This is a genomic window from Nocardia sp. NPDC050697, assembly GCF_040654395.1.
In the GTDB taxonomy this organism is placed as follows: domain Bacteria; phylum Actinomycetota; class Actinomycetes; order Mycobacteriales; family Mycobacteriaceae; genus Nocardia.
Genome location: NZ_JBFAHY010000018.1, coordinates 1 through 13,741 on the forward strand (window position 1 = coordinate 1; position 13,741 = coordinate 13,741).

A 13,741-nucleotide genomic window follows, 5' to 3' on the forward strand; every position below is an offset into this window, starting at 1 on the left:
TCCCGCAACCGCGCGGCCTGACCCCGCAACGCCGCCTCACTCCGACCCGACAACACCCACCCCGCCACCGGCAACACATCCCGCTGCCCACCGACGACACCAGCATCGGAAGGCTCGGCAACGTCCTCATTACCGGCTGCTTCGACAGCGACAGAATCCGGTGCTTGCTCGAGGATGACGTGTGCGTTCGTGCCCCCTAGACCGAACGACGACACACCAACGATCGGTGGCCCAGATACCGACGAAGAAAGCGACTTCAGACCTGTGTTAACGTGAATACCTAGTTCAGAAAAATTGATCTGCCCGTTGGGAACCTCATAATTGAGACTGGGAGGGATGGCACCCTTATCAAGAATGAGAGCTGCCTTGATCAAGCCAGCGATGCCCGATGCACCTTCGAGGTGGCCAATATTTGTCTTTACAGAACCGATTGCGATAGAGGATCTTCGCGAGCGAATCGAACTAAAAACAGCACCGATCGCTCCCGCCTCGATTGGGTCCCCAATCTTCGTGCCGGTTCCATGACATTCGATGTATGCGAGCAAGTCGGGATCCGCACCCGAGTCTCGATACACCCTCGTCAGGAGTTCCTCCTGCGAAACCTTGCTCGGCGCAAGAAAGCTACTGCTGCCGCCATCGTTATTAATCGCCGAGCCGCGAATCACACAATAGATTTTGTCTCCATCAGCAAGCGCCGACGAATACTTCTTCAAAACAACGATTCCACCCCCCTCTCCGCGGACATAGCCATTCGCTCGAGAATCGAAAGGATATGACTTTCCGCCAGTCGAGAGCACCCCCAGTCGTCTCAAGGTCAACCAACTCTCAGCCGAGAGGAGAAGGTTGACTGCACCAGCTAACGCCACATCCGACTCCCCGGACGTTATACTTTTGCAAGCAAGGTGCACCGCGACCAGAGAGGAAGACTGACCCGAATCTACAATTAGGCTTGGTCCTGTTAAACCTAGATGCGACGACACGCGATTTGCGATCATACTCCGCTGCAAACCCGCGAAAGAATAAGATGAGATTGACTCTTCCCCAAGATCATGAGTTAGCTTCGCGTAGTCCTCAGACATAGCGCCTAAAAAGACACCCACATTCTTAGAAGAAGCCGGCGAAGGCACAACTTGCGCATCTTCTAGAGCTTCCCAAGCCATCTCAAGGACAAGTCGTTGTTGGGGATCCAGCGACGCCGCTTCGAGCGAAGAGATGCCAAAGAACTCCGAGTCGAACAAGTCTACTCCGGCGATGAATCCACCACAGAGAGCCTCGCCACCTACATCCAACCGCCCCAAGTCGGTTAACCGGATTCGAGCTTCAGATATTTTAGCAACTACATTTTTGGCTTCCCTAAGAATATCCCAAAACTCGGCCAAATTGGCTGCGCCCGGAAATCTACACGAAATCCCAACAATAGCGACTAAATCATCCACGTTATCAGCGCTAGCCAAGTCGGCTGACGAATCCTGGATATCATAAATATGCATGTGGAATTATCCTAGGCCGCAAACTATAATAGCCCCTCACACTGATCCACTGAGCGCCAGATCTTCATCAGCTTCAACTAATACACATCTGCCATGTGCAACTGAAATCTTAAGAGGACGAACTGATCAGGCAAGCGGAATCGAGGCTATTCTTACATTTGAAAACCACAAAGCTCGCACGTCACCGATCGAGCCGTGAAGCAAGATCGATGGCTACACCTCATTTGAGTCCGCACATCAAGAACTTCCCCCCAATGCCGATGCGATCATCTGGCCGATTTCCAATCTAGCATGAGCACTTCCCCCTGACAAGATTAACTTAGTTCAGCCCAAAACCGCCGTCTACCTGGAGTTATTCCGAATTCGCATAGCTGAGTTCGCATGCCCCGACGTACAGGTTGCCGATCCCCCTATCCTTGCGGCAAGATGCAACACGACTGCCCGATACGCAGCAACGCCCTGGCAACGAAAACGGTCCTGCACGGTCAATTCTAAGAAATAATCTTGAGCAGGAATACGATAGTAGCCAATATCTATTGCACATACAGGATTGTTTCCCTCATAAAGTTTCAAACCACTACATTAGGAGCACTTTTGTTGCATGAAGATCATGAACTCTGGATTCGTCGCTATCACCCGACCAGTCGGCCATCCGCGCGCCTAATCTGCTTGCCTCACGCTGGCGGATCTGCCAGCTTCTACTTTCCGATATCCCAGAGTCTGGCTCCTCAATGTGAAGTTCTGGCGATCCAATACCCTGGTCGACAGGATCGCAGAGCTGAGAAGAATATTGAAAGCGCTGTTGAACTCGCGGATTCAGTCTTTCAACGAATCTGCGAATGGACTGATCGACCAACATATCTGTTTGGTCATAGTCTCGGGGCAATCGTTGCCTACGAAGTCGCGAGAAAGCTAGAGGCCGAGAACATTCCCGTCAAAGCACTCTTTGTATCCGGGCGTCGCGCTCCTTCTAGACATAGAACGGAAACGGTGCATACATATAACGATGAAGAGCTGATAAGAGAAGTAAAACGCCTAAGTAGCATTGATTCGCAGATTCTGGCTAACGATGAGGTTCTACAAATGACATTGCCAGCTATTCGGAGCGACTATAAGGCAGCAGAAACGTATAGAGAACTTGTACCGATGCAACCTTTGAAGGTCGACATTTATGCTCATATCGGCGTCAATGACCCAAAAGTAGCTCGCGATGAGGCCGAAGACTGGGCTAAACACACCAGCGGATCATTCACGTTGAGTACTTACCCAGGCGGTCATTTTTACCTTATCAGCCAGAGCATGTCATTGATCGAGGTTATAAGGACTGTTATCATGCGCCATAGCCTCTCCGGCTAGCCATGGCAATAAGATGCGCAACGTAACATTTGAGGCATCGGATGACCTCCCGGCGGATCTTACCTTCGGATTGTCGTCGGGCGACGTAGTCGCGGGTGCGCGTATTCCAGCGCAGACGGGCAGTGACGATGGTGCAGAGGGGCGGAGATGACGGTCGCCGCCGCGGTTGAGTCTGCAGCGACTAACTCTTCCGATGATGCCTCGATGAGGCTGACACCGCACAGGGCAGCGAAGTATGCCTTGTTGTAGATGGAGGCGTTCAGGGTTCTGCCAGCGGTGACGAACAAGACTGCGGCGGTGTCTGGTCCGACGCCGTAGCAGTCCAGCAGTGCGGAACAGGAGGCGGTGGCGATGGCGGTGATCTGGGCGTTAAGGTTGTCGATCTCTTCGGTCAGAACGCAGTGCCGAGACCTCAGCGTGGTGGACCGCGGCTGCTTCCGCGATCGTCGGGGCCTGCTTTCGAGCTCGCAGCAGCGCCGGATCAGTCGGCGGTTGACCGGTACGGTCGGGGCTGGTGCACAGGTAGGTGACATCGTGGTCTGCCCCACCTGTTGGGTTCCAGTCGCGGTGACTAACTGACAGCAGTGATGAGTGTGCTTTCGGAGAGTAGTTCGTACTCGACCGGGGTGCGGTAGCCGAGGGCGGAATGGCGGCGTCGGCGGTTGTAGAAGATCTCGATGTAGTCGAAGATCGCGTTCGCCAGTTCCAGGCGGGTCTTCCACTTCTTGCGGTCGAGGAGCTCGATCTGCATGGAGGACCAGAACGATTCCATCATCGCGTTGTCGAGGCCGTCACCGACGGTCCCGAACGATGGCAGTAGCCCGGCCGAGCGGATCTTGTCACCGAAAACCCATGAGGTGAAATGAGTTCCGTGATCCGCGTGCACGATTCCGCCTGCCGCGGGTCGCCGGTTCCGGATGGCCATGTCCAGGGCGTTGACGACCAGGGTGGCGTCTTGGCGGGAGTCGATCGACCAGCCCACGATCCGGCGGCTGTAGGCGTCGAGGACCGCGGCGCAGTAGACGCGTCCTTCCCTCGTCCGGTGCACCGTGTAGGGGTCGGACCGCAGCGCCCTGCCGGTCTTTCGACTCGGTGGGTTTCTGCGGCCCGCCCTCCGAACCGGACGTGCGGCTTCCACCGCATCCGGCTCTCCATGTGTTCATGCCGCTGGTGCGGGTGATCCTGTTGCCGTCGCGCTCGACCATGGCGTGGGGATCTTCGTGCCCCGGAATCGGTAGCGTTCGATGGCGACCGATTCGGGCCGGAACAGCTCGATTCCCCCGGCGCGGACCTGCCACTGGGGCAGGTGGCGTCGGACCAGGGTGTGCATGTTCAGCCCGGAGTGTCGTTTGCGGAGCCAGCCGACGACCCGCCAGAAGGCGTAGTGGTCGACATAGCCGAATGTCCGCGACGACACTCCGTGGCGGAAGTAGTTGCACCAGCCCCGCAGCGTCGGGTTGAGCCGACGCAGCAGATCGGCGAGCGTTCGATGATTCTCGCGGCGAGTCAGTGTCCGGACCTTGCCCACGATCGAGGCGAGTGCCTTCTTCGACGGATAGGTGTAGACGGCTTTCTTGCTGGTCCGGCTCCGCCAGGGGCGGCGCTGGATGCGCCAGCCCAGGAAGTCGAACCCCTCGTCGATGTGACAGACCTTCGTCTTCTCCTCCGATAGGCGCAAACCCATCTGAGCGAGGACCGTGCCGACCTCGCCGCGCAGCGCTTCGGCGTCACCGCGTGTCCCGGCGACCATGATCACGAAGTCGTCCGCGTAGCGGATGAGTTTCATGACCGGCTCCCCGGCGCGGCGGCGTTTGGCGCGTGACCAATACGGTCCGAGCGCAGCCCATTTTTCGGTGAAGTGCTCGTCCAATCGGGACAAGGCGATGTTGGCCAGCAGCGGTGAGAGGATCCCGCCCTGGGGTGTGCCGGTGATCGTTTCCCGGTTGAGGCCCTGTTCGGTCAGGATTCCGGCCCGCAGGAACGCCTTCACCCAGCCCAGCACGCGTTTGTCCCCGACGCGTCGACGAACCCGCTCCAGCAGGGCGGTGTGGTCGATCTCGTCGAAACATGCCGTGATGTCCGCCTCGAACACCCACTCGTAGTTCCGGGGAGGTGAAGCGAGGTAATGGATCTCGGCGATCGCGTCCTGAGCCCTGCGCTTCGGACGGAAACCGTAGGAACACGGCCGGAAATCCGCCTCGAAGATCGGCTCGAGCACCAGCTTCAACGCAGCCTGCACGACCCGGTCCGCGGTCGTCGGAATCCCCAAGCGCCGCACCTTGCCCGACGCCTTCGGGATCGTCTTCTCCCGCGCCCGCTGCGGAGCGAACCGGTTCGCCTTCAACTCATCTCGAAGACGCACGAGCAGCCCCTCGGCACCGGAGCCGACAGATCGCGGTGCGATCCCATCGACCCCGGCGGTTCGCGCACCCTTGTTGCCCCGCACCCGCGCCCACGCCACCAGCAGGAACGCGGGGTCATAGACGAGGTTGGCGAGATCATCGAAACAGCGACCCGGATCGGTCACCGCCCATCGGTGCAGCTTGCGCTGCATCTTGAGTACCCGGAACTCGGCCTCGGCCAATAGTTCCGGATCACCGGTATTCACCAGTGACCTCCCCACGATGCATCGATGCTGCGAACACACTGGACCCCTTCGCCATGTGACCGGCTTTCCCGGCCCCGGACTACTACGGGTCCTCCGCCCCACCCCAGCGGCATCGGCCGGCGACGAGCGTTCCCACCAGGCAGCCGGTTGCCGCCCGGGTCGGGGACCGCCGGGGTGGTTCCCACGTTCATTCTCGAACCCTTCGACGGGGTCGGCGCCCAGCTATGCCCCTGCAACATCGCCATGGTTACGCCGCAGACCTTCACCATGGCCTCCCGACCGGCGACATCACCCCGATCCAGGAGTTCTCCACACCACATCGTGCGGATACGCGCTGCTACCCAGCCCAGATCCGCCAGATTCGAGCTGGTGGCTCTCTCGAGGGGCTTTGTGCCGCTGGTTACTCACGTACGCCTTTCCGTCTCGCTTGCCGGACCCGGACCATCTGGCAGTACTGGCCCGTCCCGTCGTTGTCAGGACTGCTTCCACCCGCACCCGTCATCCCACGGGCCGGGCTGTCCTCAGCTTCAACCGGTCGGCTGCGACCGACCAGCGGCAGTGTCCTTCCACACCACAGGGTTCAAGAACGCCTCGTGGCGCTCGATGTCGGTGACCCACAGCTCGTTGGGGCGCAGCCGATGGAACTTGCGGTTGACCAGATCACCCGCGCTCACCACACCACGAAGATTCTTGACCCGTGCAGAGGCCAGCAACCCCCGGATCCCGGCCAGCGTCATCAGGACCGACACAGTGCGGAGCAGACTATGATGTCCATCGCCATGGTCAGTTCGGCGTGGATCCTGCGGTAACCGTAGGTTCCGCGAGAGGCGACGTGGACTTCGCGGATGAGGCCGGTGAGCCATTGGCGCCGCAGTTGCCGGGACGAGGTCGGGGTGCGTTTGGCCTTGTAATAGTTCTGCCGGGCAACCCCCAGGATGCGGCAGGAGCGGTCGATCGGTGCTCCGGCTGCGGCGAGGCTGTCGATCACCGGGTAGAGCCGCCTTCTTGGGCCGGAGAGGTCCTACCCGAGGAAGTTGGCGGCGTGGCGGATGATCGCCACTTCGGTTTCCAATTCACGGATCCGGCGCCGCGCCGCTCGCAGTTCGGCCGACTCTTGTGAGGGTTTGCCTGCTCGCAGGCCGTGGTCGATGTCGTCCTGGCGGAGCCATTTCGAGAGTGTGACCGGGTGGATGCCGAGCTCGACGGCGGTCTGCTTGGCGGGTTTGCCGGCCCGGACCAGAGCGATCGCTCTGGTCGGAGAACTCGGTGGGATAAGTACGTGGCACGGAGGTCAGCCTTTCGGGAAGGCTGTCAGTTAGCAACCGGAGTTGGAACCCGGGAGGTGGGGCAGACCACGATGTCACCTACCCGTGCACCAGCTCCGGTCGATGCAACCCAGGGCGGGCCGGTCGGGAGTCGACTATCAGCAGTTGCAGTAGTTTCGTGACGACCTCGACCTGGGACCACACAGAGGTTCGAGCACGGCTGACCGGGTGGGCGGCCCGGTTCGTCGACCCCGATACCCAGTTCATCGACGACACCGGCTTCCCTAAGGACGGAACCGCCTCACCACGCTGTCCCGTAAGTCCGGCGAGGCTGTGAAGGACCGCAGCGGATCGAAGGGTCAAGTCCAAATGCGTGGTGTAGGAGAACGGTCTCCGCGTGATCCTGATGGTTCAGGCGGTCAGTTCGGCAGGGGCTTGCTCCTGTTCGGTGGTGAGATCGGTGCGGCCGCGTGAGCGGGCGAGGACGTCGAGGCCGAGGTAGCGGCGGCCCTCGATCCACTCGTCGTGTTGTTCGGCCAGGACGGCGCCGACGAGGCGGATGATCGAGTTGCGGTCGGGGAAGATCCCGACGACGTCGGTGCGGCGCCGGATCTCTTTGTTCAGCCTCTCTTGGGGGTTGTTGGACCAGATCTGGCGCCAGATCTGTCTGGGGAACGCGGTGAAGGCAAGCAGGTCGGCGCGGGCGGCGTCGAGGTGGTCGGCGACCTTCGGCAGTTTCTCGGACAGGGTGTCGAGCATCCGATCATATTGTGTGGCAACTGATTCAGTGTCTGATTGGTCGAACACCGAGTGCAGCAGGGTCCGTACCCACGGCCAGGAATTCTTCGGGGTGATGCTCATGAGGTTCACCGTGTAGTGGGTCCGGCATCGTTGCCAGGACGCACCCGGCAGGGTGGCGCCGATCGCGGCGACCAACCCGGCGTGGGCGTCGGAGGTGACCAGCTCGACCCCGGACAGGCCGCGGGCGAGAAGATCGCGGAAGAACGCCAGCCAGCCGGCGCCGTCTTCACCTGAGGTGACCTGGACCCCGAGGATCTCGCGGTAGCCCTCGTTGTTGATGCCGGTGGCGACGAGGGTGTGGACGTTGATGACGCGGCCGTTCTCGCGGACTTTGAGCACCAGTGCGTCGGCGGCGAGGAACGTGTAGGGGCCTTGGTCGAGTGGGCGGGTGCGGAACGCCTCGACGGCGGTGTCGAGCTCGGCGGCCATGATCGAGACCTGGGACTTCGACAGCTTGGTCACTCCGAGGGACTCGACGAGTTTCTCCATGCGCCGGGTCGAGACCCCGAGCAGGTAGCAGGTCGCGACCACGCTGGTCAGAGCGCGTTCGGCGCGTTTGCGGCGCTCAAGCAGCCAGTCCGGGAAGTAGCTGCCCGATCGCAGCTTCGGCACTGCGAGGTCGATCGTGCCGACGCGGGTGTCGAAGTCGCGGTGGCGGTAGCCGTTGCGGTGGTTGACCCGCTCGTCGGAGCGTTGCCCGTAGCCGGCCCCGCAGACGGTGTCGGCTTCGGCGCTCATCAGCGCTTAGATGAAGGTCGACATCATGTTCCGCAGCAGATCAGGGCTCGCGGCGGCGAGTTGTTCGGACAGCATCGTGGATGGGTCGATAGGCTGGACAGCGGTCATCGCGTGGTTCTCCTTCGAAGGACTTTGGTCGGTCTCTTGAAGGATCACGCGGTGACCGTTCTCTATCCGGCTACGACACGCTCAGACATTGCTGGCGCCTGGTCGTACACCACTCTGCTGGACGCAACCGGATCGAAGTGTCAGGCGGCTTGGGCGAGGTTCGCGAGCCGGGCCACTCCGGCCATCGCGACCGCTACCCGTTGCCGCGCAGGCGGCAGTCACGCAGGATCTTCCAGGTCTTCATCCGCGCGAAGACACGCTCCACCCGTGCCCTGGGCCTGCCGGTGGGACGCGTTGTGTGCCTGCTTCCACGCGGGCAGTTCACGGCCTGGCGTCCTGCGTTGCAGAAGGATCGCGGTGGTTCCCTGGTAGCAGCCGTCGGCGATCACCGTCGCATTGCGGCAGGCATGAGCGGCGCCGGACTCGGCGTAGGCGCGGCAGTCGTTGCGGTTGCCCGGCAAGGGCCGCCCCAGGGCAACGACAAGTTCGGGGTCGGCGTTGATGACGACCTGGTGATTGGTCGAGTGCCGGTAGTTCTTGGACTGCGCGGCGATGCTGTGGTCGCGAGTCGGGATCAGGGTGCCGTCCACGATCAACACCGTTCCCCGCGGGAAGCTGACCCGAGGCCGGACCGCAACAGCGGGACCGAGGTCATCGATCACCCGGGCCGCCGCCGACTTCGAGGTCCCGAACACCGCCGCGAGCTGGCGCATCGTCAAGTTCGTGCGCCAGTAGCAGGCCACCAGCAGCACTCGGTTCTCGAACCCCCAAAGTCCAGGACCGGCCCGCAACGGGCGATCGGCGCCCTCGCGCCGCAACGCGGCGATCAAGCGCGAACCTGCGCGGCATGGTTGCGGATGAAGCGAGCGCGGGCCGCGTTGGAGCGCGGGCTCGCCGCACTGACGGCGGGCGGCTGACGTGCTGGAAGTCCGACAGCAGTCCCGCCGCGGCGAGTATGTTGTGCTCGAAAAGGGCACGGCGGGGCAGGTGGCGCGACAGTGAGCGCCAGTTCTTCAGGTGCGCGATGGCGTGCTCGACACCAATCCGTAGGCGCGAATGGCCTTTACACTGCTCTCGATAGAGCTGCTCGTACCAGGCCAGCGGGTTACGTCGCATCTTGCGGTGCGGTGGGGTTATCACCGCACCATCGGTCTGGGCGCCCAGGCACTGGTAGCCGGCGTCGGCCAAGACTCGGGCGCGGACCCAGCGAGCATTCCGAGCAAGCCACTGCGCCGTGCCTGGGTGATGTCGGCGACCGATCCGGGTGCGGTGGCGCCGCAGAACAGCAGCCTTCGCACCGAATCGGTGATCACCGTGGTCTTGATCGCGTTCTGCCGCGACTCCCCCGACACGAACTTGTCCCGGCCCGGGACACCCGCGGCAGATCGGCGCACACGGACCTCGGTCGCATCCATGATCGCGTAATCGGCTGCCGCGCCGAGGAACTCGACGACTTCATCGAGCATGCGCAGCCGGGTGCCGTTTCCAGCGCGGCAGCCGCGCTCGGCCAGGATCGGGCGGATTTCACCGATCCCGCGGGTCACGGTGGAGCGATCCACGTCGAACCATGCCGCGAGCACGTCGTGGATGACTCCGTGGCGCAGGTAGACCAGTGTCACCAGAAGCCGGTCGAGGAACACCAGCCGATTCCGCGCACCGGTGTCCTGGGCGCGGACCCGTACCCGCGCTTCCTGACGCGCTCGCCATACCGGCTCCACCTCAGCCGCCAACCCCGCGATCAACTCCACCGGCAAACCCGTCACCCGCCGCCGCGACAACACGGCCCCACGACCCACACCAAGATCATCTCAGCCCGTGGCGCCAATCATGCACGAGGTCGTTAGGTCGAGGTCTGCCAGCGAACTGCGTAGTCGAAGAAGGTGCTGATGGCCTGATCTCGGAGTGCTGACAATCTTGCTTCCGCATCTGGGCGGGCTGGGAATCGGTGCGGTTCGCAAGCGCCAGTTTCACCGTCGAGGTACTGCCGACGAATCCGTTGCATGCCTGGCGTGCGGGGCATCGTCGCGGCGGGTCCACTCCCGTTGCCGGCGTCCATTGTCCGGTACCTCGATCACCGGCCGAGAAGTGGTGATCGAGGTATTCCGCCGGTTGGCCGTCCGGTTTAACCGGCGGACGTTGCTGTTATGTAAAGGGCGTCACACATCACAGTTCACCTGCATCACTGCGAATAGGGACAGGTTCACTCTTGACGTATTCGGCGAGCCAACCGGTCGCCTGATAATCGCCTCTCCAAGTGAATGTTACTGCGCCGCGCTCAACAGTATCATCGGCAGGAAAGTCGACACTTATACGACCACGATTAGGTCCTGCTAACAAATAGTCAGATCCGGCCCAGGTAACCAATACAGCGATTGTTGAACTAGTGACTACTACCTCACCACCATTGCCAGTCACGATGCCAGTCGCACGATCCCGAAGCAAAGCACTATATTCCAGCAGACCCAACTTGCAATCTTTCGGACGACCCGTCTCAGTCCAGTCTGGACTAGTCAGCCCCCGCGCCCTTGCCGCTTCCCAGAGAATGGGAACTACATCGTCCACATACACAGGAGTCGCCATCTGCTCAAACATCCACAAGAGCCGTCCGGACCCCCTTGGCGGCTGGCAACGCCTCCAGCGTATACGACGGCCTAGATCTGCGGCAACTACCGCAATCCATGGGTGGACGGTGCCGAGAATACCCTGGCTAGCTAGCCAATGCAAGTATCTGGGCGCCTCCTCAAGGATTGGATACATCGTGGAATACGGTATGCCGCCAATATATCGAGCATCCCGAAGGAAGCTGGTCGGAGAATTCGCAGCTGTCAGCAGCGTTGCAATTGTCAAATCACCTGGGCTGTAGGCACTACTGCCCGCCGATGAACGCACACTATGCGTGCGCCTAGAGGCTTCCAGAATGATTCCCCGAGCTAGCTTCAGCTCCACAGCGATAGGTTTGAGATCTTCGCTGATTCCAGCGTGCGCAAGAGTTGGTACCTGAGTAGCGATAGTCTCAATAAGCCGGCTCTCAGCTAGATCAGCCGAGTTCGGCACACCAACTTCACCCAGCGCGGTGCGAAGTTGATGGCAAATGTATGGCGATACCATCAAACGTGCAGTGAGAACTCCCAACTCGGTCGGTACTAGCTCAACTTCACCATCGTGACGCCCTCGCCTCAGAAATCCGCTGTCGATCAAGAATTCTATCGCTCGCCACACGGCGTGTATATCTCGGTTGCCCTGATGATAGGCCAATGTTCGCGCAAACCATCCTTCAACGTCAGCGGGCGAACCTATTCTTCCCTGCACTGCTTCTCCGAGGACATGGTCTGGAAGGCTTCCGTGCAACTGCGAATTGACCCTAAATCCGGCGAGCAACCTCCGCTGCCATGCAGCTCTCTCAGAATCGTCAACCAGTAGATACGCCCACCCCTCACTCTCGCCGGCACCAACTCGACCCGATCGTCCAAACATCTGCTGAACCGTGGCGATGTCAATCGCTTTCAGGCCAACCTCCGTTTCTTGAACGATCACCGCTCGTGCAGGAAGATTTACCCCGGCTGCCACCGTGGAGGTGGCAACGAGCACATCGAACTCGCGGGCGCGAAACGCCTGCTCCGCTTCCTTCTTGTATTCCCAACCCTTAAAATGGAGCCCTACTCCAACCGCCGCGCATGCCCTATGAACGAGATCGGGGTCATCAGGATTGAGTTGATATACCTCCGCACCTCGACTTGCTGCGATCATCAGCGCTGTTCGCCGCACGTTGCGCTTGCTACCACAGAACACGAGGACACTTCCTCGGTCGGCAGTGAAACGCCGAGTGATTGCCGTTGTTAGACGCATCTTCGCTCCCTCAACCAAACTCCAGTCAGGACTACTTGCCACTGCAGGAATTTGCCAAGTTGAAAGAGTGGGCCTCCAAGCAACGCGAACAATCCGAGCAGGCAGCCAACCCGACAATTCTTCGGCATTAGCGACTGTGGCCGAAAGCCCAATAATTCGCATTTTCGGCCCATTTGAATGCACTCGGGTCAAGATAGCCTCAAGAAAGGCCCCGCGACTTGGATCGCCGATCAGATGAATCTCGTCAATGATAAGACAATCGACTTCTGCTAGTGCCTCCCTGAGGGATGCAGTTCGGCAGATTGCTTCGAACTTCTCCGTTGTGGCCACCCAGAGGTCAGCATCTCGGACCCGCCGTGCATCAACTCGATACTCTCCGGAGAGTCGCTCAACACGTAGCCCTCGTTGGCGCCAACTATCAAGTTCTGCGTTCAACTCGTCTGTGAGAGACCGCTGCGGAACTAGCCATGCTGCTTTCTTGCGGAATTCCAGTACTGCACGCAACGCTGCCACCATTCCGATTACAGTCTTTCCTGCACCTGTCGGTGCTACCACCATCAAGTGCTCATTACTACTGACAATGTGCGGAATCGCTTCTGCTTGAGCAGGGTTTAAGATCGGGTACGGCAAGTACCGAAGCCAGCCTTCTGGAACTATTTGTTCCGCTGGCACAAACTCAAAGGTCACACCCTCTTCTACGGCATGGTTTTGCCACATCAGCTCGAACGCATCGCGTGCCGCCGAAGCTGCCCAGCCAGCGAGTGTCCGCGCTTTCGCCGATGCTGGGCGCGAAACACCAGCTGGATGAAACGTAACGGTCAGTTGGCCGTTAGCATTCAGTGTGCTGATTGTTTCTTCTTCCAAGAGGTAACGGACCTCTCGAAAAAGTATTCCATCTAGCAACAATCGACTTCTCAGGTCACTGAACCGTTCACCTTGAGGCAAAAGCACACGAACGTCGGCCTCTTTGGGAAATGCAGGAACAGTGACCGTCGGATCTACAATCTTCATCCACAAAATTACCGAATTAGGCGCGTTCTCGCTGAACCCTTCACCTTCGCTGCGCATCGACTTAAACGTGACCTCCGTGAGCGGTTCAGCTGTACCTGGTGCTTGCCTTAAGTTTGAGCAGGCAGTACGAGACTGGACGAACAGCGCTAGACTAGCTGACGGCCACGACACCAACTGATCCGCCGCATGGGTCGCGCTACCGGTTCTCCCTGAACGGAACTGTCACAAATTGGGCACCGCTTCTTCCTAACGACCTGGTGCATGGTTGTGGAAGAAGCGCGCAGGCCGCGTTCGAGCGCGGGCTCGCCGCACTGACGGCGGGCGGCTGACGTGCTGGAAGTCCGACAGCAGTCCCGCCGCGGCGAGTATGTTGTGCTCGAAAAGGGCACGGCGGGGCAGGTGGCGCGACAGTGAGCGCCAGTTCTAGCTGTATGAGGCCTGGACGTTGGTGACGCCGGTGTGGAGTCGGCTGGCGGGTGGCTGGTTCCCAACGGCTGAATGGGGGCGATGGTAGTTGA

7 protein-coding genes and 4 pseudogenes are annotated in these 13,741 nt (G+C 60.3%); 2 read left to right on the plus strand and 9 right to left on the minus strand.

Annotated features, from left to right (window positions below; genetic code table 11):
- Positions 1–1,490 (minus strand): beta-ketoacyl synthase N-terminal-like domain-containing protein (locus AB0H71_RS33680; protein WP_357029595.1); only part of this gene is annotated, 1,490 nt, incomplete at its 3' end.
- Between the two features lie 669 nt (positions 1,491–2,159).
- Between AB0H71_RS33680 and AB0H71_RS33685 the strand changes: the two genes are divergently transcribed.
- Positions 2,160–2,846, plus strand: a complete 687-nt coding sequence (locus AB0H71_RS33685; protein WP_357029606.1) for an alpha/beta fold hydrolase — start codon at positions 2,160–2,162, stop codon at positions 2,844–2,846.
- A 571-nt stretch (positions 2,847–3,417) separates the two neighbouring features.
- On the opposite strand, the pseudogene AB0H71_RS33690 reads toward AB0H71_RS33685, so the two are convergent.
- From AB0H71_RS33690 to AB0H71_RS33700, 3 genes and pseudogenes are all read right to left on the minus strand, one after another.
- Positions 3,418–3,885, minus strand: a pseudogene (locus AB0H71_RS33690) (IS3 family transposase); the annotation flags it as partial.
- 120 nt (positions 3,886–4,005) lie between these two features.
- Positions 4,006–5,400 (minus strand): group II intron reverse transcriptase/maturase, encoded by a 1,395-nt coding sequence (gene ltrA / locus AB0H71_RS33695; RefSeq protein WP_357029609.1) that lies wholly within the window; start codon positions 5,398–5,400, stop codon positions 4,006–4,008.
- Between the two features lie 656 nt (positions 5,401–6,056).
- Positions 6,057–6,740 (minus strand): annotated as a pseudogene (locus tag AB0H71_RS33700) (transposase); the annotation flags it as partial.
- A gap of 157 nt (positions 6,741–6,897) precedes the next feature.
- Here AB0H71_RS33700 and AB0H71_RS33705 point away from each other — a divergent pair.
- Positions 6,898–7,056, plus strand: a complete 159-nt coding sequence (locus AB0H71_RS33705) for a transposase (RefSeq protein ID WP_357029597.1) — start codon at positions 6,898–6,900, stop codon at positions 7,054–7,056.
- 74 nt (positions 7,057–7,130) lie between these two features.
- On the opposite strand, the pseudogene AB0H71_RS33710 reads toward AB0H71_RS33705, so the two are convergent.
- The 5 genes and pseudogenes from AB0H71_RS33710 to AB0H71_RS33730 form a co-directional block, all read right to left on the minus strand.
- Positions 7,131–8,366 (minus strand): annotated as a pseudogene (locus tag AB0H71_RS33710) (IS256 family transposase).
- A gap of 140 nt (positions 8,367–8,506) precedes the next feature.
- A pseudogene (locus tag AB0H71_RS33715) lies at positions 8,507–9,127 on the minus strand (transposase); the annotation flags it as partial.
- Entirely contained in the window at positions 9,018–9,506 is a 489-nt protein-coding gene (locus AB0H71_RS33720; RefSeq protein ID WP_357029611.1) for a hypothetical protein, read from the minus strand. The gene AB0H71_RS33720 and the pseudogene AB0H71_RS33715, both read right to left, overlap by 110 nt.
- Complete coding sequence (locus AB0H71_RS33725) at positions 9,503–10,114, minus strand: transposase family protein (protein WP_357029600.1); 612 nt, start codon at positions 10,112–10,114, stop codon at positions 9,503–9,505. The genes AB0H71_RS33720 and AB0H71_RS33725 overlap by 4 nt, the downstream gene beginning before the upstream one ends.
- A 415-nt stretch (positions 10,115–10,529) precedes the next feature.
- Entirely contained in the window at positions 10,530–13,280 is a 2,751-nt protein-coding gene (locus AB0H71_RS33730; RefSeq protein ID WP_357029603.1) for a DEAD/DEAH box helicase, read from the minus strand.
- Positions 13,281–13,741: the final 461 nt, after the last annotated feature.